The organism is Streptosporangium heterodermiicola (genome assembly GCF_051390675.1).
In the GTDB taxonomy this organism is placed as follows: domain Bacteria; phylum Actinomycetota; class Actinomycetes; order Streptosporangiales; family Streptosporangiaceae; genus Streptosporangium.
The window spans coordinates 1-24,388 of sequence record NZ_JBPJSR010000040.1; the positions used below are offsets into that span (position 1 = coordinate 1).

The following is a 24,388-nucleotide window of genomic DNA, read 5'->3' on the forward strand; positions in this document are numbered from 1 at the left end:
CGACCAGTCCACGTGCGGCGAGGGCTCCTCGGCGTGCAGGGTCTGCGGCATGACGCCGTTGCGCAGCGCCATCACCATCTTGATCACACCGCCGACACCGGCGGCGGCCTGTGCGTGACCGATGTTCGACTTCAGCGACCCCAGCCACAACGGCCGGTCCGCGGGCCGGTCCTGGCCGTAGGTCGCGATCAGCGCCTGCGCCTCGATCGGGTCACCCAGAACGGTCCCGGTGCCGTGCGCCTCGACCACGTCCACATCGGCGGTCGACAGGCCCGCGTTCGCCAGCGCCTGGCGGATCACCCGCTGCTGCGCCGGACCGTTCGGGGCGGTCAGGCCGTTGCTCGCACCGTCCTGGTTGATCGCGCTGCCCCGCACCACGGCCAGCACCCGGTGACCGTTACGCTCGGCGTCCGAGAGCCGCTCGACGAGCAGGACGCCGACGCCCTCGGCCCAGCCGGTGCCGTCGGCCTCCGCGGAGAACGCCTTGCAGCGCCCGTCCACCGACAGCCCGCGCTGCCGGGAGAACTCCACGAACGTACCGGGCGAGGCCATCACCATCACGCCGCCCGCGAGCGCCAGGTCGCACTCGCCCGTACGCAGTGCCTGCGTGGCCAGGTGCAGCGCGACCAGCGACGACGAGCACGCCGTGTCGACCGTGACCGCGGGACCCTCCAGGCCCAGGGTGTAGGACACCCGGCCGGAGGCGACGCTGGCCAGGCCGCCGGTGAGAAGGTAGCCCTCCACGGACTCCGCGCCCTCGAAGCGCCGTGGCCCGTACTCCATGGGGGCGATGCCGGTGAACACCCCGGTCTGGCTTCCCCGCAGCTCCGCCGCGTCGATGTCGGCGTGCTCGATCGCCTCCCAGGACGCCTCCAGCAGCAGCCGCTGCTGCGGGTCCATCGCGAGCGCCTCACGCGGCGAGATGCCGAAGAAGCCCGCGTCGAACTCGGCCGCGTCGTAGAGGAACCCGCCGTACCGGGTGGAGGAGGTGCCCCGGTCGTCCGGGTCGCCGGAGAACAGCCGGTCCAGGTCCCAGCCACGGTCGGTGGGGAACTCGCCGACCACGTCGGCACCTGCGGCCACCAGGTCCCACAGGTCCTCGGGCGAGGACACCCCGCCGGGGAACCGGCAGGCCATCCCCACGATCGCGATCGGCTCGTCGTACCCGGCCGCCCGGACCGCCGGGGAGGCAGAAGACACCGCCGTCGTGGTGTCGCCGAGCAGTTCCGCCCGCAGGTACTCCGTCAGCACCGCCGGTGACGGGTAGTCGAACAGCAGCGAGCTCGGCAGCCGCAGGCCGGTGGCCGTGTTGAGCCTGTTCCTGAGCTCGACCGCGGTCAGCGAGTCGAAGCCCGCGTCCTTGAACGCGCCCGTCGCGCTGATCACGTGCGGTGTCACGTGCCCGAGCACCAGGGCCGCCTGGCCCCGGACCAGGTCGAGAAGCGTGCGCTCCTGCTCCTCCGCGCTCATCTCGCGCAGGAGCTGCCCGAGCGCCACGTCGCCGGACGCGCCGGTCGCGCGGCGCTCGATCGGCTTGCGCAGCAGGGCGCGCAGCATCGCGGGCGCCGGGTCGGCGACCTTCGCGAGGCTCAGCCGCGCGGGAAGCGCCGTCTCCGCCGACGCGGCGAGCGCCTCGTCGAAGAGCGCGAGCGCCTGCTCAGGCGGCAGCGGGGCGACGCCCAGCCGTGCCCACCGCGCCAGGTCGGCCGTGGCGAGCGTCGCCCCCATGCCGCCGAACTCCGAGGAGTTGTCCCACAGGCCCCACGCGAGCGCCGTCGCGGGCAGGCCGAGCGTGCGGCGGTGCCGGGCCAGGCCGTCCAGGAACGCGTTGGCCGCGGCGTAGTTGGCCTGGCCCGCGCTGCCCAGCGTGCCCGCGCACGACGAGAACAGCACGAACGCCGACAGGTCGCGGTCGCGGGTCAGCTCGTGCAGGAGCCAGGCGGCCTCCGCCTTGGTCCGCCACACGGCGTCGAGCCGTTCCGGGCTCAGGGCGGAGACGACGCCGTCGTCCAGGACTCCGGCGATGTGCACGACCCCGGTCAGCTCCGGGCAGGAGTCGACGAGCGCGGCCAGCGCGTCGCGGTCGGACAGGTCGCACGCGGTCAGCTCGACCCGCGCGCCGAGCGCGGCCAGCTCGGCCGCCAGCTCGACGGCCCCGGCCGCCTCAGGGTCGCGGGTGGGCAGCACGAGGTCGCGTACGCCGTGCGCGGTGACGAGGTGCCGGGTGACCACTCGCCCCAGCCCGCCCGTGCCGCCGGTGACCAGGACGGTGCCGCCGGGGGTCCACGGCGCCTCCCCGGGGGGCAGGTCGCGCTTGGCCAGCCGGGGGACGAATATCCTTCCTTCGCGTACGGCCAGCTGCGGCTCGTCGTAGGCGAGGGCGGCGGCGACGACGTCCTGGGAGGCGCCGTCGTGGTCGAGCAGCACGAACCGGCCGGGGTACTCGGTCTGCGCGGACCGCACCAGACCCCAGACGGCCTTCGCGGCCAGGTCGGTCCCCTCGCCGGTCGCGCCCTCGGTGAGGATCACCAGCCGCGAGGACGAGGGGTGGTCGCCGGTGAGCCGGTCCTGGACGGCGGAGAGCACGCGCAGCACGGCTTCGCGTGCCCGTGCCGTCTCGTCACGCTCGTCCTCGCCCTCGTACTCCAACCAGTCCAGGAACGCGTCGTCGGAGGCCGGGGCGCCGCCGGTCGCCGGTACCGGGACCCAGTCGACCGCGAACAGCCCGACGTGTTCCGTGGGCACGCCGCCGGGGCCGCCTGTCTCCAGCCAGTACCGCTCGCGCTGGAAGGCGTAGGTGGGCAGCTCGACGTGACCGGCGGGCACCGAGGCGAAGTAGGTGTCCCAGTCGACGGCGGTGCCGCAGGTGTGGAGCCGGGCGATGGCCTGCACGAAGGTGCGGATCTCCTCGCGCTCCTTGCGCGCGGCCGCGACGAACACGCCGTCGGCGAGCGTCTGCTGGGCCAGGCCGGTCAGGATGCCCTCGGGTCCGACCTCCAGGAAGACGTTCGCCTCGGTGGCGCCGATCGCGTCGGCGAAGCGGACCGGCCGCCGCACGTGCTCGACCCAGTACCGGGCGTCGGTGAGCTGCCCGGGGGTCGTGAGGCCACCGGTGACGGCGGATACGACCGGGATGTGGGGCTCGTGGTAGGTGACGGTGGCCGCGATCCGCCCGAACTCGGCGAGCATCGGCTCCATCAGCGGCGAGTGGGAGGCGTGCGAGACCCGCAGCCTGCGCTTGCGCACGGTGACCCGCTGGGCGATCTCCTCGACCACGGACTCGACACCGGAGATCACCACCGAGGTGGGCGCGTTGACGGCCGCGATGGCGACCTGGTCCTCGCGTCCCTCGATGAACGGCAGCACGTCGGCCTCCGACGCGGCGATCGCGAGCATCGCCCCGCCCGGGGGAAGCGCCTGCATCAGCCTGGCCCGTGCCGCGACCAGCGTGCAGGCGTCGGCCAGGGAGAAGACTCCCGCCACGTGGGCGGCGGCGATCTCGCCGACGGAGTGGCCGGTCACGACGTCCGGCGTGACGCCCAGGGAGGCCAGCAGTCGGGAGAGCGAGACCTCGAAGGCGAAGAGGGCGGGCTGGGTCATCAGCGTCTCGTCGAGCACGCCGCCGGGGTCGGCGAACATCGTCTCGCGGAGCGGGTGCGGCAGCTGCCCGTCCAGCAGGGCGCAGATCTCCTCCAGCGCCTCGGCGAACACCGGGAAGGCGGCGGCCAGGTCGCGGCCCATGCCCAGCCGCTGGCTGCCCTGCCCGGTGAACAGCAGGGCGAGCCTGCCGCCGTGGCCGCTGCCGGTCACCACGTCGGGCGCCGCCGTACGCCCGGCCAGTGCCCGCAGGCCCGCCAGCAGTTCCTCTCGGTCGGCGCCGACGACCACCGCGCGCTGTTCCAGCGGCGCGCGTCCGGCGGCCAGGGCGGCGCCGGTCGCGGCGATCGGCGTGTCCGGCGTCGTCCACGACGCGAGCCGCGCGGCCTGCGCCCGCAGCGCCTCCGGGCTCCTCGCGGAGATCAGCCAGGGCGTGACGGGCGGTTCGACGGCGTCGGCCTCGACCTCGTCCTCCGCCGGACCCTGCTCGATGATCACGTGCGCGTTGGTGCCGCTGATCCCGAAGGAGGAGATCGCCGCGCGGCGCGGGCGGTCCTCGACGTCCCACGGGCGAGCCTCGGTCAGCAGCTCGACGGCTCCGGCCGTCCAGTCCACGTGCGGCGAGGGCTCCTCGACGTGCAGGGTTCGCGGCAGCGTCCCGTGCCGCATCGCCATCACCATCTTGATCACACCGCCGACACCGGCGGCGGCCTGGGCGTGGCCGATGTTGGACTTCAGCGACCCCAGCCACAGCGGCCGGTCCTCGGGACGGTCCTGGCCGTACGTGGCCAGGATGGCCTGCGCCTCGATCGGGTCGCCCAGCATGGTCCCGGTGCCGTGGGCCTCGACCGCGTCGACGTCGGCCGCCGACAGGTTCGCGCTGGCCAGGGCCTGGCGGATCAGGCGCTGCTGGGAGGGGCCGTTGGGAGCGGTGAGGCCGTTGCTCGCGCCGTCCTGGTTGATCGCGCTGCCGCGCATGACCGCGAGGACCCGGTGGCCGTTGCGCTCGGCGTCCGAGAGCCGCTCGACGAGCAGCATGCCGAGCCCCTCGGCCCAGCCGGTGCCGTCGGCCTCCGCGGAGAACGCCTTGCACCTGCCGTCCGGGGACAGGCCGCGCTGCCGGGAGAACTCCACGAACATGCCGGGCGAGGCCATCACGGTCGCGCCGCCCGCGAGGGCGAGGTCGCAGTCGCCCGACCGCAGGGACTGCGCGGCCAGGTGCAGCGCGACCAGCGACGACGAGCACGCCGTGTCCACCGTGACCGCCGGGCCCTCGAACCCGAACGAGAACGCCACACGACCGGAGATCACGCTGCTGGTGGTCCCGGTCAGGACGTAGCCCTCGGCGTTCCCGGTGGCCTCGTGCAGCCTCGGGCCGTAGTCCTGGGCCGTCGCGCCGGCGAACACCCCGGTGCGGCTCCCGCGCAACCGGCCGGGGTCGATCCCGGCCCGCTCGATCGCCTCCCACGAGGTCTCCAGCAGCAACCGCTGCTGCGGGTCCATGGCCAGCGCCTCGCGCGGCGAGATGCCGAAGAAGCCGGGATCGAACTCCGCCGCCTCGTACAGGAATCCGCCGTGCCGGGCGTAGGACGTGCCGCTGCTGTCGGGGTCCGGGTCGTACAGGCCGCCCAGGTCCCAGCCGCGATCGACGGGGAACTCCCCGATCGCGTCCCGCTCCGAGAGCACCAGCTTCCACAGGTCGTCGGGAGAGACCACACCCCCGGGGAACCGGCAGGCCATGCCGACGATCGCGATCGGCTCGTCGTGGCCCACGGCCCGTTCCACGGCCGGCACCGGCGCCGAGCCGGCGGGGTCGCCCGCGAGTTCCGTACGCAGGAACGCGGCGAGCCCGGCCGGCGTGGGGTAGTCGAACAGCAGCGAGGTCGGCAGCGTCAGGCCGGTGGCGGTGTTGAGCCTGTTCCTGAGCTCGACCGCGCTGTAGGAGTCGAATCCGAGCGCCTTGAAGGCGGTGCCCGCGTCCACGGTCGCGGTGGTGGCGTGGCCGAGCACGAGCGCGACGCAGGTCCGTACGAGGTCGAGGAGCACCTGCTCACGCTCCGGCCCGGCCAGCCCGGCGAGGCGGCCGGCGAGCGGCCGGGTGTCGTCGGCCCTGTCCGATCCGGATCCGGATCCGGATCCGGCGGCGGCGGGTGGCGGCGGGGCGGTGTCGGTGAGCCAGTGGCGCGTGCGCTGGAAGGCGTAGGTGGGCAGCGGGACGCGCCGGGCGCCGGGGAACAGCGCCTCCGCGTTCACCTCCGCGCCACCGGCCCGCAGCGCGGCGAGCGCGAGGGCCGCGGTGAGGGGTTCCGGCCGCCCGTCCCGCAGCGTGGTGACGAACAGCGCGCCGGAGTCCGGCGGCAGGCACTGCTGTCCCATCGCGGACAGGACGGCGCCAGGGCCGATCTCCACGAACGTGCTCACGCCCTCGGCCGCCAGGGCGCGGACGCCGTCGCCGAACCGCACGGCCTCGCGCACGTGCCTGACCCAGTGCTCGGGCGAGCACAGTTCCCGGCCGGACGCGGTGGCGCCGGTGAGGTTCGACACGATCGGGATGACCGGCTCGTGGTAGGTGAGCGACTCGGCCACCCGCCGGAACTCCGCCAGCATCGGATCCATCAGCGGCGAGTGGAAGGCGTGGCTGACGCGCAGGCGACGGACCTTGCGCCCGCGCCCGCGCATCTCCTCGGCGATCTCGGCGACGCGGCTCTCCGCGCCGGAGACGACCACGGACTCCGGCCCGTTGATCGCGGCGATGCTCGCCGAGGCGTCGAGGAGGGGGAGGATCTCCTCCTCCGTGGCCTGGACGGCGACCATCATCCCGCCGGGCGGCAGGTCCTGCATCAACCTGCCGCGCGCCGAGACCAGGGCGCAGGCGTCCTCCAGCGACAGCACGCCGGCGATGTGCGCGGCGGCGATCTCACCGATGGAGTGACCGACGAGACGGTCGGGGCGGATGCCCCAGTGCTCGTACAGCCTTGTGAGGGCGACCTCGAAGGCGAAGAGGGCGGGCTGGGTCGTCCCCGTCTCGTCGAGCCGCCCGCCGGGGTCGGTGAACATCGCTTCGAGCAGGTCGCCCTCGAAGCGGGCGGCGACCTCGTCGAGGGCCCGCGCGAAGACGGGGTACGTGTCGTAGAGCTCCCGTCCCATGCCGGGGTGCTGGCTGCCCTGCCCCGCGTAGAGGAAGGCGATCTCGCCGGTGCGCGGCCGGCCCGTCACGATCTCGGCGGCGAGCTCGCCGCGGGCCAGCTGCCCGAGTACGTCGGTCAGGCGCTCCGGCTCGTCCAGGACGACGCTCGCCCGGTACGGGAAGGCGGTGCGCGTCGTGGCCAGCGAGTAGGCGACGTCCACGGGGTCGGCGCCGGGGGTGGCGAGCAGGTGCTCGCGCAGCCGTACGGCCTGGCCGCGCAGCGCGGCCTCGCTCTGCCCGGAGAGCGACACGATCAGCGGCCCGGCGAGCGACGCGGACGACACGGGTGGCACGGACGGCGCGGGTGGCACGGACGGTAGGGACGACTCAAGCGGCGTGGATGACGCAGGCGACTCGGACAGCTCGGACGGCTCAGACGGCTCAGACGGCGCGAGCGATGCGGACAGCTCGGACAGCTCGGGCGATGCGGGCGGCTCGGACGGCGTGGGCTGCAGGGGCGGTGCGGACAAGGCGGACGGCCCGGAGGGTGCGGGTTCCTCTTGCGGGTACTCCGCGAGCACCATGTGGCAGTTGGCTCCGCCCATGCCGAACGAGCTGACCCCGGCCACCAGCGGCACGTCGGCGCGCGGCCAGGGGCTCAGCTCCGTGTTGACCCGGAGGTTGAGCTCGTCGAGGGGGATGAGCGGGTTGGGCGTCTCGAAGTTCAGCGACGCGGGCAGCTCGCGGTGGCTGATGGCCAGCGCGGTCTTCAGGAGGCCGACGATGCCCGCGGCCCCTTCGAGGTGGCCGACGTTGGTCTTGGCCGAGCCGACGAGCAGCGGCGCGCCCGGCTCCCTCGCGGTGCCGATGGCGGTGCCGAGCGCGCGCGCCTCGATGGGGTCGCCGACCCGGGTGCCCGTGCCGTGCAGCTCGACGAACTGGACGTCGGCGGCGCTCACCCCGGCACGCTCGCAGGCCAGGCGGATGACCTCCTCCTGGGCGTGCTGGTCGGGGACGGTGAGGCCCTCGCCTCCACCGTCGTTGTTGACCGCGCTGCCCGCGATCACGCAGTACACCCGGTCGCCGTCGGCGAGCGCGCGGGACAGCGGCTTGAGCACGACGATCCCGCCGCCCTCGCCGCGCACGTAGCCGTTGGCGCGCGCGTCGAAGGTGAAGCACCTGCCGTCGGGGGACAGGGCGCCGAAGCTGGCGGCGGCCAGCGTGCTGTCGGGGGTGATGTTGAGGTTGACGCCACCGACGATGGCGAGTCCCGACTCGCCGTTCCGCAGGCTCTCGCACGCCAGGTGCACGGCGGTCAGCGAGGCCGACTGCGCCGAGTCGACGGTCAGGCTGGGGCCCTGCAGCCCGAGGGTGTAGGAGATCCGGTTCGCGAGCAGGGCGCGGCTGAGGCCGGTCAGGCTGTGGCGGGACACGTTGCCCTGGAGCAGCTGGGCGTAGTCGCCGGCCATGGCGCCGATGTAGACGCTCGTGCCGGTGTCGCGCAGGCTCTCCGGGACGATGCCCGCGTCCTCCAGCGCCTCCCAGCTCAGCTCCAGGACCAGCCGCTGCTGGGGGTCCATCATCGCGGCCTCGTTCGGCGCGATGCCGAAGAACTCGGCGTCGAACTCGGCGATTCCGTCGATGAAACCGCCGCGCATCGAACTGGTCTCCGGCGAGTTCCACCGGCCGTCCGGCACCTCGGTAATGGCGTCACGGCCATCGCGAAGAAGGCGCCAGAAAGATTGGGGATCGGGAGCGTGGGGAAGGCGACAGGATATGCCGACGATCGCCACAGCGTCGTCGGAAAAAGTACGGGAGGAGAGTTCGAATTGCATTGAACCTATCCAGATTCCGACGGAGTGATCAGCTGATGACGTCGTACATCCCGAATCCGGTGGCGACGGTTACCGGCTCCTGGAAAAGCTCCAGCGGGGAATCGGGATTGAACTTCCCGCTGTGCCGGTAGGCGGCGAGCGTGCCGTCCTGGTGCAGCCCGAGCAGGTCGGGGTGCCCGTCCATGTCGATGTCCGTGAGCGCCATCAGGCGCATGTCCTGCCAGCCGGTGGCGACGGTGTGCCAGGTGCCCCCGGTCGCCGTGCCCGGCTTCCCGTCGAACTCGTACAGGGCGAGGTCGCCGTTGGCCCGGCGGACCAGCAGGTCGAGGTCGCCGTTGCCGGTGAAGTCGGCCATCGCGACGGGGAGGTCGTCGACGTCGATCTCGGTGAGCCGCACCGGATCCTTGTCGTAGGTCTCGTTGCGCAGGACGCCCAGGTCACGGTGGGGGAACACGTCCACGTTGCCGGCGTCCTTGCCCCGGCCGAACGTGTCGTCCGTGCCGGTGCCGGTCACGTCGGCGAACCCGATCGTCTCCCACTGCCGGCCGTCGTCGCGCCTGCCGGACACCCGGATCGGCTCGTCGAACGGGCCGATCTCACCCGGTGCGCCCAGGTTCCGCAGCAGGAAGAAGCCGTGCTCGCCGTTCTCCCCGGGGTTGATGTCGAACTCGTGGGCGCTGAACGCGCAGATGTCCGCCTGCCCGTTCCCGGTGGCGTCGATCGCCCGGACGAAGAAGAAACGCCACCAGCCGAAACCCTCACCGATACTGACCGGTTCATCGAAGGTGGCGGTACCGTTGAATTCACCGCTGTGCGGATATACGAAGAGCTCGCCCGTTTCCGTGTTTCGTACGAGCAGGTCCGGCCGCCCGTCCCCGCGGAAGGACCGGCACTGACCGTTCGCGAAATTCGGTGCCATTCTTGTAGCTCCTCCCGCCGGGTTTACCGAACCTCAGTATTCGCGAGGCGGGAGAAATCGGGTAACCCCTAAGGGCCATTAAAAGCGCTGGTAGAGCCACCTATAGGGGGCGGAACACGGCGACGCCCGGCGGGCCGGAGCGGCCACCGGGCGTCGGGCATCGGCGCCGGGCGCCGAGTGTCGGACACCGGACGTCGCGTCAGGCGCCGAGCGTCGTGCGTCGTGCTGAACACCGGGCGCCGGTGTCGGGCCCCGAGCACCGAGCATCGGGGCCGGGGCCGCCGCCGTCAGGCGTCCCGCGTGCGGAACACCGCGAAGGCCACGACCAGCAGGACGGCGGTGAAGGCGGCCATCAGGCCGAGCCCCGTCCAGGGCGCCAGCCGCTCCGCGTTGTGGACGGTGGTGGTGACCCGGAGGCCGGCCGCGATCGGCCAGTACGTGCTCACCCAGTCCCCGACGGCCTCGGGCATGAGCCTGGGCCCGATGATGGGGATGATGAAGTTGACGGCCACCACCACGGTCGTGGCGGCCATCGTGTCGCGCAGCAGGCAGCCGAGCGCCACGCCGGTGAGCCCCACCAGGACCCAGATCAGCCCCATGCCGACGACCGCGCGCAGGACGCCGGGCTGGCCGAGCGTCGCGGACGGGGCTCCGGCGCCGCCGATCACGGTCTGGCCGACGAGGAACGCGCCGAAGGCGGCGATCTCCCCCGCCACCAGGGCGGTCAGGCCGAACGTCCAGACCTTGGCGGCGAGCAGCCGTCCCCGGCGGGGGACCACGGTCAGGCTCGTGCGGATCATCCCGGTGACGTACTCGGAGGACACCACCAGCACGCCGAGCGCGCCCACGGCGATCTGGACGAACAGGAACCCCCCGTACATGCTGATGTAGGTGGGGTCGAACGCCGCTCCCGCCTCCCGATAGCCCCTCGCCGCGCCGTTGGCGGTGAGCGCGCCCGCGCCCACCATGACGGCGACGGTCGCCAGCAGGATGGGGACGTTGGACGGTATCGTCCGGAACTTGGTCCATTCCGACCGCATCGTGTCCGCGACGGCGCTCATGCCGCGCTCGCCTGGAACTCGACGCTGTCGCGGGTCAGATCCATGTATGCCTGCTCCAGCGATCGTTGTGGTGTCAGTTCCGTCAGTACGACCCCGGCGGCCAGCGCGGCCTCGCCGACGCGCCTCGCCTCCAGCCCGGTGACGACGAAGGAGCCGTCGGTCCCCTCCTGGACGGAGCCGCCCGCCTCGACCAGGTGGGGGACGAGCCGGTCCTTGTCGTCCGTCCGCACGAGCACGTTGGAGCCCTGCCGGACGAACTCGCCGATCCCGATGTCCGCGATCAGCTTCCCCCTGCCGATGACGACGAGGTGGTCGGCGGTCTGCGCCATCTCGCTCATCAGGTGGCTGGAGACCAGGACGGTGCGGCCCTCCCCGGCCAGCCCGCGCATCAGCTCGCGGATCCACTTGATGCCCTCGGGATCCAGGCCGTTGACCGGTTCGTCGAACAGCAGCACCTTCGGGTCGCCGAGGAGCGCCACCGCGATCCCGAGCCGCTGGCCCATGCCGAGGGAGAAGGATCCGGCCCGTTTGCGCGCCACCGACTCCAGCCCGACCAGCTCCAGCACCTCGTCCACCCGGTTGCCCGGGATGCCGTTGGTCTGGGCGAGACAGAGCAGGTGGTTGCGTGCCGTACGGCCCTTGTGCAGCGCGCGGGCGTCCAGCAGGGCGCCCACCTCACGCATGGGCCTGGCCACGCCCACGTAGTCGTGGCCGTTCACCGTCACGCTCCCGGCGTTCGGCGCGTCGAGGCCGAGGATCATTCGCATCGTCGTCGACTTGCCCGCTCCGTTCGGGCCGAGGAAGCCGGTGACCCGGCCGGGCTCGACGGTGAACGTCAGGTCGTCCACGGCTGTCCTGTCGCCGAAGCGCTTCGTCAGTCCGTCTATCTGGATCACGTTGAAGTGCCTCTCGTGCGTGTTTCCCGATCAAGAGGTTCTCGCCCCGTCCGGCCCGTACGCGGGCACGGCAAGAGCATCGAGCATAGGGCGGAACTTGAGCCCGGTCTCCTGGAGCTCCACATCCGGGTCGGAGCCCGCGACGATCCCGCAGCCCGCGTAAAGAGTGGCGGTTCCCTCGTACAGGTGGGCGGAGCGGAGGGCGACGGCGAAGTCCCCCTCCTGGTCGGCGTTCATCCAGCCGACCGGGCCCGCGTACCAGCCCCGGTCGAAGGGTTCGGTCGCGGCGATCCAGTCGAGCGTCCCCTTCCGGGGGTGGCCGCCGACGGCCGGGGTGGGGTGCAGCCGCTCGACGAGGTCGAGCACGCCGGTGTTCTCCGGGTCGGCGATCTCGCCCTCGACGCGGCTGTGCAGGTGGCGCAGGTTCGGCAGGTCGAGCACGTGCGGCTCGTCGGGCACGGAGACCTCCCGGCACACCTGCTCGAAGGCGTGGCGGACCATCTCGGTGACGACCTGCTGCTCGCGCCGGCACTTCTCGTCCTCCAGCAGGGCGGCGCGCAGCCGCGCGTCCTCTGCCGGGGTGGCGCCGCGCGGCATGGACGCGGCCAGGCTCATCGACCGGGCCCGTCCGGCGTGCAGGCTGACCAGCCGTTCCGGGGTGGCGCCGACGAAGGCGTGCCCGTCGGCCGCGACGGCGAAGACGGTGGTCCCGGACCGCTTGCCGAGCAGGGAGCCCAGCACGGACGGCACGTCGTAGGGGCAGGGCGAGGTCACGCGCAGCTGGCGGGCGAGGACCGCCTTGTCGAACCTGCCCCGGCCGATCTGGTCCGCCGCCCGCGCGACCAGCGCCTTCCACTCGGCGGCGGGCGGGATCTCCGTGACGGTCGTCCCGGCGAGGTACGGGCTGGGGCACGGGCGCCCGCCCGCGGCGGCGAGCAGGCCGCACGCCTGGGCGATCACCCCCGCCACGTCGTCCCGCACGGGGTGACCGGGATCGACGCTCACGCTGAGCACGAGCGTGGTCCGCCCGTCCCGGTCCCGGGCGACCAGGATCCGGGGCACCCACATCAGCGCCTCCGGGAGCGGCCCCGGCCGCGGGGCGAAGGCGAAGCCGCCGACCAGCGACGGCGTGCCGCGCGGGCCGGGGCCGCCGGTCACCGCGTTCTGGAGGGTCCTCTCCCAGCTCGCCCGGACGCCGGCGAACCGGCCCGCGCCGCGTTCGACGAAATCGGCCGCGCTGCCCATCGCGATCACACTCGACTCCGGCGACACCCAGACGAACGCCCGTCTCGTCCGCGCGAACACCGGCACGAGGAGCCCGGCCGGATCGACGGGGTCGATCTCCTGGCGCCACGTCGCGAGGGTCCTGCTCGCGCTGTTGCGCGCCTCGGCGGTCGCCTTCGCGTGCACCTCCAGGAACCCGGCCAGGTCGATGTCCGGCAGGCGCGGGTCGATGCCGGGCGGGTACGGGGAGATGTCCGGCGGGTACAGATCGGTGCCCGGCGTGCGCGGGCCGGTGTCCGACGAGTACGGGTCGGTGTCGGGCGGGTACGGGTCGATGTCTGGCTGGTGCATGGAGAACGTCCTCTGTTAACCGAACATGCCCACGAGCTGTTTCTTGCTGACCTTGCCGAGCGGCGTGACGGGGAGCGCCTCGACGATCTCCAGGCGGTCGGGGAACTTGAAGGCCGCGACGCCGCGCCCGCGCAGGAACGCGGTGAGCTCCGCCAGCGTCGGGGGCGTGCCCCGGGGGACGACGCAGGCGCAGCTCCGCTCGCCGAGGATCTCGTCGGGCAGGCCCACGAAGGCGGCCTCGCGGACGTTCGGATGAGCGAGGAGGTGGTTCTCCACCTCCTCCGCCGCGATCTTGTCGCCGCCCCGGTTGATCTGGTCCTTCACCCTGCCCTCGAAGATCACGTGCCCGGTCGGCAGCAGCCGCACCAGGTCGCCGCTCCGGTAGAACCCGTCCGCGGTGAACGACCGCGCGTTGTGCTCGGGCGCCCGGTAGTAGCCGCGGGTGGTGTACGGCCCGCGGGCCAGCAGCTGGCCCACCTCGCCGGGGGCGACGTCTTCGTCGTCCTCGTCCACCACCCGCACCTCGTCGTCCGGGGAGACGGGCAGCCCCTGGCTGATCAGGACCACGTCCGCCGGGTCGTCCGGCCGGTGGAAGCCGCACAGGCCCTCCGCCATGCCGAAGGCCTGCTGGAGGCGGCAGCCGAGGGCGGGCTCCACCCGGCGGGCCAGCTCGGGCTGCAGCTTCGTGCCGCCGATGGTCACGCGGCGCAGGCTGGAGATGTCGTGCTCGCCCCACTCGGCGGCCTCCATCCAGAGCAGGGCCGCGCCGGGGATGAGGCCGGTCTCGGTCACCCGCTCGCGCTCGACGAGCGGGAAGGACTCGTCCGGGCTGGGGCCCGGTGCCAGCACGAGGGTCCCGCCCGCGTGGAAGGTGGCCAGCAGCCCGTGGGTGAGCGGCCAGTTGTGGCTCAGCGGCAGGCTCACCAGGTGAACGGTGTCCTCGTCGTAGCCGCAGGCCTCGGCGACCGCGCGCCCGCTGTAGCTCCATTCCTGGTGGGCGCGCGGCACGAGCTTGGGGACCCCGGTCGTGCCGCCGGACAGCAGGAAGAGCGCCACCCCCGCCGGGTCGGGGCGGGGCAGATCGGGCAGGGACCCGCCCCGGACGTCGCCCAGCGCCACGAACCCGCACGAGCCTTCCGGGTCACCCGGGCCGCCCGGGTCTCCCGCGACGAGGACGTGTTTGACGGTGGGCACGCGGGCGACGACCTCGGCGGCCAGCTCCCGGTAGTCGAACCCGAGATGCGTGTCCGCGACGACGTACGCGACCGCCTCGGTGAACTCGCAGAAGTAGGTGATCTCACTGCTGCGGTGCGCGGGCAGCGCCAGGACCGGCTGGGCGCCGATCCTGAACAGCGCGAAGAACAGCGTCACCAGCTCCGGCACGTTGGGCAGCTGCACGACGACGCGGTCTCCGGCGCCGATGCCGAGCTCGTGCAGCCCGGCCGCCATCCGGTCGGCGCGCGAGTCCAGCTCGGCGTAGGTCCACCGGTGCGAGCCCACCACGAGGGCGGTCTTCCCCGGGTGGGAGCGGGCCAGCCGGCGCAGGAACTCGCCGAGGTTCTCGTCGGTCCAGTGGCCCGCCGCCCGGTAGCGTTCCGCGAACTCCTCTGGCCAGGGGGTGAATCCTTCGAGCACGGGGGCGTCCTTTCCTTCTCAGCTCCGTCTCAGCCCGCGGTCGAGACCGCGACCGGGAGTGTGGCCGTGGCCTCGGCGAGCAGGTGTTCCGCCAGCTCGGCCGGGGTCGGGTAGTCGTAGACCGCGTCGGCGGCCAGCGCGATGCCGGTCAGCTCGCCGAGCCGGTTGCGCAGTTCCACCGCGGCCATCGAGGAGAAGCCGAGTTCGAAGAACTCCGCGTCGGGCTCGACCGCGCCGGGCAGCGGAAACCGCAGGATCGCGGCGGCCTGGCGGCGCACCACGTCGAGCAGGATGCCGTGGTGCTCCTCGGCCGGGCTGTCGTCCAGCAGGCGGCGGAAGGCGGCGACGCCGTCGACCACGTCCTCCGGCTCGTCCTGGAGGAGTACCGCCTCGGGGATGGCGTCCAGCAGCCGGGAGCGCGTCGCGGCGGCCAGCGCGATCCAGTCGGGGTCGGCGACGACGAGCGTCGTGTCCCCCTGGCGCAGCGCGTGGCGGATCGCCGCGACCGCGTCGGCCGGTTCCCTCAGGCCGGCCGCGCAGGACAGCACCGGCAGCCCCGCCTCGCGCCGCCCGGCGGCCAGCGCGTTGAAGTACTCGTGGGCCGACGCGCCGTCCTCGCCCCAGGCCGCCCCGGCCGGTGCCAGCATGACGAAGGCGGACAGGTCCGCCGGGCGGGTCCGCTCGTCGAACAACCGGGCCGCCTCCGGCGTCGTGCAGACGACGGCGGTCACCGGGAGGTCGAGGAGGGCCGAGAGAGCCGGGAGACCCGAGAGGCCGTCGCCGATCGCCCGCACGACCACGCCGGGCTCGTCCGCGAGCCTGGCGTCGGGCTCGGTGAGGACGACCTGGTCCGCGCCGTTGCGCGCGGCCCATCTGCCCAGCTCCGCGGCGGTCTCGTCGAGCGGCCCGGCCAGCATGACCGTGCCGCTGGGCCGCCAGTCCGTCCCCAGCGCCGCTCCCCGGCACGGTGCCGGTCGCAGCCTGCGCGCGAACACCCCGCCGGGCCGTACGGCCAGCTCGTCCTCCCCGGTCACGCCGGAGAGCGCCACGCACAGCTGTCGCAGCACGTGCTCGTCCAGCCTGGCCGGGAGGTCGACCATCCCGCCGTCGCGCAACAGCCCCTGACGGGCCATGGTCCTGAGCGCGCCCCATGCCCGTACGGTCACCGGCACGACGTCCCCGTCGGACGGCGAGACCCGGACCGCGCCCCGCGTGAGCACCCATACCGGCGCCGAGCCGGGCGCGACCTCGGGAAGGGGCGCGCCCTCCGGCAGCAGGTAGACGATGCCCGCCGCCCCCGCGTCGGAGGCGGGCGGCTCGGGGAGTACGACGGTGTCGGCGCCGTGCGCGGCCAGCCCGGCCGCGAGCGCCCGGCCCGCCCCGGTGGCGTCGTCCGGCGCGACCACCGGCCAGGTCCCCGACAGGACCGGCGCGGGCAGGTCGGTGAGCGGCTGCCAGCCGAGCTGGTAGCGCGGGTGCTCGTGCTCGGCGCCGGTGGCCCCGTCGCCGCCGTGCAGCCTGGCCAGCGCGGGCAGCAGGTCGTCCAGCGTGGCCCCCGCGCCGAGGCCGAGGGTGGCGAGCAGCCCGTCCAGGTCCTGGCGCGCGACGGCGTCCCACAGCTCCCGGCCGGGCTGCGCGGCCGTCCCGGCCGCCGTGGTCGAGGCCGGGGGCGGGTCGGGCCAGTAGCGCTGCCGCTGGAAGGGGTAGGTGGGCAGCCGCACGGTCGCGCCCGCGCCGACGACCGCGCCCCAGTCGACGTCGGTGCCGTGCGCGGAGACCCGCGCCAGCGCGTCGAGCAGCGCGGCCGCCTCCGGCCGGTCGCGGCGCAGCGCCGGAACGGCCACCCCGTTCCAGCCCTGTACGCAGTCGCCGACCATCGCCGACAGCACGGCGTCGGGGCCGAGCTCCAGGAAGGTGGTGACGCCACGACCCTGCAGCGTCCTGACACCGTCGCAGAAGCGCACGGCCTGCCGCAGGTGCCTGGCCCAGTACTCCGGCGAGGTCAGCTCCTCCGTGGTGGCGGGCTCGCCGGTGACGTTGGAGATGACGGGGATCGCGGGCGGATGGTAGGTCAGCCCCCTCGCGACGTCCAGGAAGTCCTCCAGCGCCGGTTCCATCAGCGGCGAGTGGAAGGCGTGGCTGACGGCGAGCCGCTTGGTCTTGTGCCCGCGCCCGGCCAGCAGCTCCGCCAGCTCCAGCACGCTCTCCTCGGTGCCGGACAGGACCACGGAGGCCGGTCCGTTGACCGAGGCGATTCCCGCCCGGTCCTCGTACCCGGCCAGCAGCGGCAGCACGTCGGCCTCCGCCGCGCGCACCGAGACCATCGCCCCGCCGGGCGGCAGCGCCTGCATCAGGCCGCCGCGCGCGGCGACGAGCGTGACCGCGTCGTCCAGCGACAGCACGCCCGCGACGTGCGCGGCGACGAGCTCGCCGACGGAGTGGCCGGCGAGGAAGTCCGGGCGCACCCCCCACGCCTCCAGGCAGCGGAACAGGGCCACCTCGACGGCGAACAGGGCGGCCTGGGTGTAGCGGGTCTGCTGGAGGAGCGCGGGGTCGCCGGTGATGACGTCGCGCAGCGGCCGGTCGAGGTGGCGGTCGAACCGGGCGCACACCGCGTCGAACGCCGCCGCGTACTCCGGGTAGGCCGCGTACAGCTCCTCACCCATCCCCTGCCGCTGGCTGCCCTGGCCGGTGAACAGGTACGCGAGCCTGCCCCTGGCGGCCGAACCGGTGATCACGTTGTCCGCCGGCCGCTGCGCCAGCGCGGCGTCCAGCCCGGCGGTGAGCTCGTCGCGGGTGGCGCCGAGCACGACCATCCGGCGCTTGAACGCCGAGCGCGTCGTGGCCAGGGACCGGGCCACGTCGGCCGCCGAGTGCCCCGTCCACGACTCCAGGTGGCCGCGCAGCCTGCGCGCCTGGGCCCTCAGCGCGTCCTGCGTCTTGGCCGACAGCACCCACGGGATCAGCGGGCGCTCGGGCGCGTCCCGCGTCTCCGCGGGCTCCTCCGGCGCCTGCTCCAGGATGACGTGGGCGTTGGTGCCGCTGATCCCGAAGGACGAGACGCCCGCGCGGCGCGGCCGCGCGGTCTCGGGCCACGGCGTGGCCTCGGTGAGCAGGCGCACCGCGCCCGCCGACCAGTCCACGTGCGTGGTCGGCTCGTCCACGTGCAGGGTCCGGGGCAGCACGCCGTGCCGCATCGCCATCACCATCTTGATGATGCCCGCGACCCCGGCGGCGGCCTGGGTGTGGCCGATGTTCGACTTGATCGAGCCGAGCCAGAGCGGCCGGTCCTCGGGACGGTCCTGGCCGTACGTGGCCACGATGGCCTGCGCCTCGATCGGGTCGCCGAGGGTGGTGCCGGTGCCGTGTCCCTCGACGGCGTCGACGTCGGCGTTGGTCAGCCGGGCGTCGGCCAGGGCCTGCTCGATCAGGCGCTGCTGTGAGGGGCCGTTGGGAGCGGTGAGCCCGTAGCTGGCGCCGTCCTGGTTGATCGCGCTGCCGCGTACCACCGCGAGGACCTGGTGGCCGTTGCGGCGGGCGTCCGACAGCCGCTCCACCAGGAGCATGCCCACGCCCTCGCCCCAGCCGGTGCCGTCCGCCGCGTCGGCGAAGGACTTGCAGCGGCCGTCGGCGGCGAGGCCGCGCTGGCGGCTGAAGTCGACGAAGACCGCGGGGGTGGAGAGCACGGTGACGCCGCCGGCGAGCGCGAGCGAGCACTCGCCCCTGCGCAGCGCCTGCATCGCCATGTGCAGCGCGACCAGCGAGGAGGAGCACGCCGTGTCCAGGGTGACCGACGGGCCCTCGAAGCCGAACGCGTAGGACACCCGGCCCGAGGCGACCCCGGCCGAGACGCCGGTGCCGACGAAGCCGTCCAGGTCGCTCGGCACGTTCTGCAGGTGCACCCCGTAGTCGTGGTACATCAGCCCGACGAACACGCCCGTGCTGCTGCCGCGCACGGCGGCCGGGTCGATGCCCGCGTGCTCCAGCGCCTCCCACGAGCCCTCCAGCAGCAGCCGCTGCTGGGGATCCATCGCGACGGCCTCCCTCGGGGAGATGCTGAAGAACGACGGGTCGAACGCGGTGGCGTCGTAGACGAACCCGGCCTCCCGCGCGTAGGTGGTGCCGGGGTGCTCGGGGTCGGGGTGGTAGAGCTCGTCCAGGTTCCAGTTTCGGTCGGGGGGGAACATCGACATCGCGTCGCCCTCCCCGGCCACCAGGTTCCACAGGTCGTCCGGGCCGGTGACGCCGCCGGGCAGCCGGCAGCTCATGCCGACGATGGCGATCGGCTCCTCCGCGCTGATCGCGCCGTGAGCGGACACCGCCGCCTTGGGGCCGTCGAGGAGCCTGCCGCACAGATACTGGACGAGGGCGACGGGCGTCGGATAGTCGAAGATCAGTGTGGCGGGCAGCCGCAGCCCGGTGGCCGCGTTCATCCGGTTCCGGAACTCCACCGCCGTCAGCGAGTCGAAACCGGCCTCGTTGAGGGGCCGGTCCTGCTCCACGGCGCCCGGGTCGGGATAGCCGAGCACGGTCGCCACCTGGTCGAGCACCAGGTCCATCACGACCTTGTGGTGCTCGCTCTCCGGCAGGCGGGCCAGGCGCTCGCGCAGCTGCGACGCGGCGGCCGGGTCGGAGCCGACCACCCGCCGCTTGGAGACGGGGACCAGCCCCCGCAGGATCGCGGGCAGCGCGCCGAACTGCGCCGCCATCCGCAGGTTGCGCAGCTCCAGCCGGATGGGGACGAGCGCCGCCCGGTCGGCGGCGCAGGCCGTGTCGAGCAGGGCGAGGCCGTCCTCGGTGGTCAGCGGGACGACTCCGGTACGGGCCAGCCTGGCCCGGTCGGCGTCGCCGAGAGTGCCGGTCAGCCCGCTGTCCTGCTCCCACAGGCCCCAGGCCAGGGAGAGTGCGGGCAGGCCGAGCCTGCGCCGCCGTACGGCGAGGGCGTCGACGAACGCGTTGGCCGCCGCGTAGTTGCCCTGGCCGGGGCCGCCGAAGACGCCCGCGGCCGAGGAGAACAGCACGAACGCGGAGATCGGCAGGTCCTTGGTGAGCTCGTGCAGGTTCAGCACGGCGTCGGCCTTGGGGCGCAGCACGGCGTCGATCCGCTCGGGCGTCAGGGTGGCGAGCACGCCGTCGTCGAGCGTGCCCGCCGTGTGGACCACCCCGGTGAGCGGGCGCTCGGCGGGGACGGTGGCCAGCACGGCGGCGAGGGCCTGGCGGTCGGCGGCGTCGCAGGCGGCGACGGTCACATCGGCGCCGAGTTCGGCGAGCTCGGCCACGAGCCGGTCCGCGCCCTCCGCGCCGGGGCCGCGACGGCTGGTCAGCAGCAGCCGCCGCACGCCGTGCGCGGTCACCAGGTGGCGGGCGACGAGGCCGCCCAGGGTGCCGGTGCCCCCGGTGATCAGCACGGTCCCGCCGGCCTCCCAGCCGGTGCCGGTCCCGGTGCTGGGCTCTGCTCCGGTCTCGACGCCGGTCTTGGGGCCGGTCTCGATCGCGTCGGATCCGGCACCAGGCTCGGTGATCGAGTGGCGGGCGAGCCTCGGGACGAGGACCTCGCCCTCGACCAGGGCGGCCTGGGGCTCTCCCGAGGTGGCGGCGGCCAGTACGGCCCGCCACGACGCGTCCGTGCCGTCGACGTCCAGCAGGACGAAGCGGCCGGGGTTCTCCGACTGCGCCGAGCGGATCAGCCCCCACACGGCGGCGCCGGGCAGGTTGTCGCCCGCCACCACTCCCTCGGTGACGACGACCAGGGGAACGTCGGCGTACCTGTCCTGGTCGAGCCAGGACTGCGCGACCGCGAGCACCTCGGTGGTCGCCGCCCGCGCCCCGTCCGCCGGGTCGACGTCGCCGACCGGGCTACAGGGCAGGAACGCCAGCCTCGGCACCGGCCCGTCCGGGTCCGGCGCGCCGACCCTGGCTCCGGCCGCCTCCAGGACGGTGCCGAGCCGCGAGCCGTCGCCACCGGCGATGACGTAGTGCGCCCCGCCGGGCTCGCCGGGCTCGACAGCCGCCACGGGCTGTGCCGCGACCCAGTCGAGGGCGAAGAGCGCGTCGCGCAGCGGGTCGGTGCCCGTCTTGAGGTCCCCGGCGGCGAGCGCCCGTACGACCAGGGAGTCCACGCAGGCGACGGGCGTGCCCGCGGTGTCGGCGACCTCGACGCGGACGCCGTTCGTCCCGGCGGGCGAGAGCCGCACGCGCAGGGCGGCGGCGCCGGTGGCCGCGAGCCGCACGTTGGTCCAGGCGAACGGCAGCATCGGGCCGCCGGACGCCCCGGAGGTCCCGGAGGTCCCGGAGGTCTCAGCGTCGAAGAAGCCGCCCACGGCGAGCGGCTGGATCGCCGCGTCGAGGAGGGCGGGGTGCAGGCAGAACTCGCCGGCCCCGGTGCCCTCCGGCAGCGCGACCTCGGCGAAGATCTCCCGGTCCCTGCGCCACACCGCGGTCAGGCCTCGGAAGGCCGGGCCGTAGTCGACGCCGATCCCGGCCATCAGCTCGTACACGTCGCCCGCCTGCAGCGCCGTCGCGCCCGGCGGCGGCCAGGAGGGCTCGGCGAAGGTGGCCGCGGCGGTGTCCTTGGCGAGGAAGCCGCTCGCGTGCCTGGTCCACGGTTCCTCGTCGGCGCGGGAGTGGATGGTCAGCGGGCGCCTGCCGTCCTGGTCGGGCGCGCCGACGGCGATCTGCACGTGCACGCCGCCGGTGGCGGGCAGGACGAGCGGCGCCTGCAGCGTCAGCTCCTCCAGCAGGTCGCAGCCGACCTCGTCGCCCGCCCGTACGGCCAGCTCCACGAAGGCGGTTCCCGGCAGGAGCACCTGCCCGTTGACCGCGTGGTCGGCGAGCCAGGGGTGCGTCTTCAGCGAGAGCCTGCCGGTGAGCAGGACGCCCTCCGCGTCGGCGAGCGACACGGCGGCGGCGAGCAGCGGGTGCCCGGTGGTCCCGAGGCCGAGCTGCGCGAGGTCGCCGCTGGTCTGGACGCTGCCGGGCCAGTAGTGCTGGTGCTGGAAGGCGTAGGTGGGCAGATCCACCCGGCGGGGACCGGCCGGGGCGACGGCTCGCTCCCAGTCCACGTCGCCGCCGCGTACCCACACCTCGGCCGCGCTCGTCCACAACCGGCGCAACCCACCGTCGTCACGCCGCAACGTGCCCACCACCACACAGGCATCCGCGACCCCGGCGGCCTCCACACTCTCCAGCACCCCGATCCGCAACACCGGATGCGCACTGCACTCCACGAAGAACCGGAACCCCTCACCCGCCAGCGCCTCCACCGCCGGACCGAACCCCACCGTCTCGCGCAGATTCTCGTACCAGTACGCGCCACCGGCCTCCACACCCTCCAGCCAGCACCCCCGCACCGTCGAATACCACGGGACCTCACCGCTCCTGGGGGTCACCGGGGCCAGCAGCCTCGCCAGCTCGTCCTGGATCGCGGTGACGTACGCGGAGTGCGAGGCGTAGTCCACCTCGATCCGCTTGGCCCGCACCCCGGCCAGCTCGTACTCGGCGAGCAGCCCGTCCAGCGCGTCCACGTCACCCGACACCACCGTCGAGGCAGGGCCGTTGATCGCGGCGATCGACACCCGGCCCTCCAGACCCGCCAGCCGCCCGGCAACCTCCGCCGACGGCAGCGGGACCGACACCATCCCGCCCCGACCCGCCAGCGCCACGATCGCCCGGCTGCGCAACGCCACCACCCGCGCACCGTCCTCCAACGACAACGCACCCGCCACCACCGCGGCCGCGATCTCCCCCTGGGAGTGACCCACCACCGCCGCCGGCTCCACCCCCAGCGAACGCCACACCTCGGCGAGCGAGACCATCACCGCCCACAACACCGGCTGCACCACATCCACCCGGTCAAACCCCGGCTGACCCTCCTCGGCCCGCAACACCCCGGTCAACGACCAGTCCACGAACCCCGACAGCGCCACCTCACACTCCGCCATCCGCCCCGCGAACACCGCCGAGGTCTCCAGCAGCTCAACCCCCATCCCCAGCCACTGCGACCCCTGACCCGGGAAGACGAACACCGTCTTGCCCGTGGTCCCCGCCGCTCCCTCGACGGCGCCCGACACCGTGCCGGAGGCGAACCGCTCCAGGGTCGCCGTCAGCTCGGCCCGGTCCCCCACCACCACCGCGCGGCGCTCGAAGGCCGTCCGCGACACCGCGAGCGAGTGCGCCACGTCGGCCACGCCCAGCCCGGCGCGCCCGGCCGTCCACGACGCGAGCCGCCCGGCCTGCGCCCGGAGCGCGTCGCCCGTCTTCGCCGACAGCACCCACGGCGCCACCGGCGTCTCCGGCAGCACCGGCAGCACCGGCAGCTCTGCGGGCGCCTCGGCGGTCTCCTGGGCGGGGGCCTCCTCGATGATCACGTGCGCGTTGGTGCCGCTCATGCCGAACGAGGACACGCCCGCCCTGCGCGGTTCCGCTCCGGCCGGCCAGGGACGGGCCTCCGTCAGGAGCTCCACGTCGCCCGCCGTCCAGTCGATCTGCTCGGAGGGCTCCTCGGCGTGCAGGGTGGCGGGCATGACGCCGTTGCGCAGGGCCATCACCATCTTGATGACCCCGGCGGCACCGGCGGCGGCCTGGGCGTGACCGATGTTCGACTTCACCGAGCCGAGCCACAGCGGCCGGTCCTCGGGACGGTCCTGGCCGTACGTGGCCAGGATGGCCTGGGCCTCGATCGGGTCGCCGAGCGCGGTGCCCGTGCCGTGCGCCTCGACGACGTCGACCTGCACGGGCGCGAGCCTGGCGTCGGCGAGCGCTTGGCGGATCACCCGCTGCTGCGAGGGGCCGTTCGGCGCGGTGAGGCCGTTGCTCGCGCCGTCCTGGTTGATCGCCGATCCGCGGATCACCGCGAGGACCGGGTGGCCGTTGCGGCGCGCGTCCGACAGCCGCTCGACCAGGAGCACACCGGCGCCCTCGGCGAGCGCCATGCCGTCGGCGGCGTTGGAGAACGCCTTGGAGCGCCCGTCCTTCGCCAGCGCGCGCACCCGGCTGAAGCCGACGAACGTGCCGGGGGTCGCGAGCACGGTCACCGCTCCGGCCAGCGCCATCGTGCAGTCGCCGTTGCGCAGCGCGCGCACCGCGAGGTGGAGCGCGACCAGGGACGACGAGCAGGCGGTGTCGATGGTGACGGCCGGGCCCTCCAGCCCCAGGGTGTAGGAGATGCGGCCGGACACCACGCTGGTGGCGACGCCGGTCATCATGTAGCCCTGCAGCTCCGGCGGCGCCTGCGTCATCATCGTGAGGAACTCGGGGCTGTTCGCGCCCACGAACACGCCGGTCCTGCTGCCGTGCAGGGTGGCCGGGTCGATGCCGGCCCGCTCGATCGCCTCCCACGAGGTCTCCAGCAGCAGCCGCTGCTGCGGGTCCATCGCGACGGCCTCGCGCGGGCTGATCCCGAAGAAGCCCGGGTCGAACTCGGTGATGTCGTGCACGAACCCGCCCTCGGCGACGTACGAGGTGCCGAACGCGTCGGGGTCGGGGTTGTAGAGCGTCTCCAGGTCCCAGCCGCGTCCCTCGGGGAAGTTCGAGATGGCGTCGGTCCTGTCGGCCACGACCCGCCACAGGTCCTCCGGGCTCTCGACCTCTCCCGGGTAGCGGCATCCGATGCCGACGATGGCGATGGGCTCGTGGTCCTTCTCCTCGGCCGCGTGCAGGCGCTTCTTGCTGTCGTGAAGCTCGGTCGTCACTCGCTTCAGGTACTCGACGAGCTGTGCTTCTGTCGCCATCTGCCTTCCTCTCTC

The 24,388-nt window shown here is 73.8% G+C and carries 7 protein-coding genes; all 7 read right to left on the reverse strand.

From position 1 onward, the window contains the following. The coding region (locus tag ACSC1Q_RS41125) for a type I polyketide synthase (protein ID WP_436764170.1) at positions 1-8,559 on the reverse strand (8,559 nt) is incomplete at its 3' end. A gap of 28 nt (positions 8,560-8,587) precedes the next feature. Continuing rightward, positions 8,588-9,478: an FG-GAP repeat domain-containing protein gene (locus ACSC1Q_RS41130; RefSeq protein WP_436764171.1), complete on the reverse strand. Its 891-nt coding sequence runs from the start codon at positions 9,476-9,478 to the stop codon at positions 8,588-8,590. A 287-nt stretch (positions 9,479-9,765) separates the two neighbouring features. Continuing rightward, positions 9,766-10,539 carry an ABC transporter permease subunit gene (locus tag ACSC1Q_RS41135; RefSeq protein ID WP_436764172.1) on the reverse strand — a complete coding sequence of 258 codons (774 nt, stop codon included), beginning with the start codon at positions 10,537-10,539 and terminating at the stop codon, positions 9,766-9,768. Beyond that, complete coding sequence (locus ACSC1Q_RS41140) at positions 10,536-11,435, reverse strand: ABC transporter ATP-binding protein (protein ID WP_436764173.1); 900 nt, start codon at positions 11,433-11,435, stop codon at positions 10,536-10,538. Before ACSC1Q_RS41140 ends, ACSC1Q_RS41135 begins: the two co-directional genes overlap by 4 nt. A 30-nt stretch (positions 11,436-11,465) precedes the next feature. Next, positions 11,466-13,010 carry an isochorismate synthase gene (locus tag ACSC1Q_RS41145; protein ID WP_436764174.1) on the reverse strand — a complete coding sequence of 515 codons (1,545 nt, stop codon included), beginning with the start codon at positions 13,008-13,010 and terminating at the stop codon, positions 11,466-11,468. A 15-nt stretch (positions 13,011-13,025) separates the two neighbouring features. After that, the gene (locus tag ACSC1Q_RS41150) at positions 13,026-14,645 is read right to left on the reverse strand and encodes a (2,3-dihydroxybenzoyl)adenylate synthase (RefSeq protein ID WP_436764175.1); all 1,620 of its coding nucleotides are present in this window, start codon (positions 14,643-14,645) and stop codon (positions 13,026-13,028) included. Positions 14,646-14,674: 29 nt separating this feature from the next. Continuing rightward, positions 14,675-24,373, reverse strand: a complete 9,699-nt coding sequence (locus ACSC1Q_RS41155) for a type I polyketide synthase (protein ID WP_436764176.1) — start codon at positions 24,371-24,373, stop codon at positions 14,675-14,677. Between the last annotated feature and the right edge of the window lie 15 nt (positions 24,374-24,388).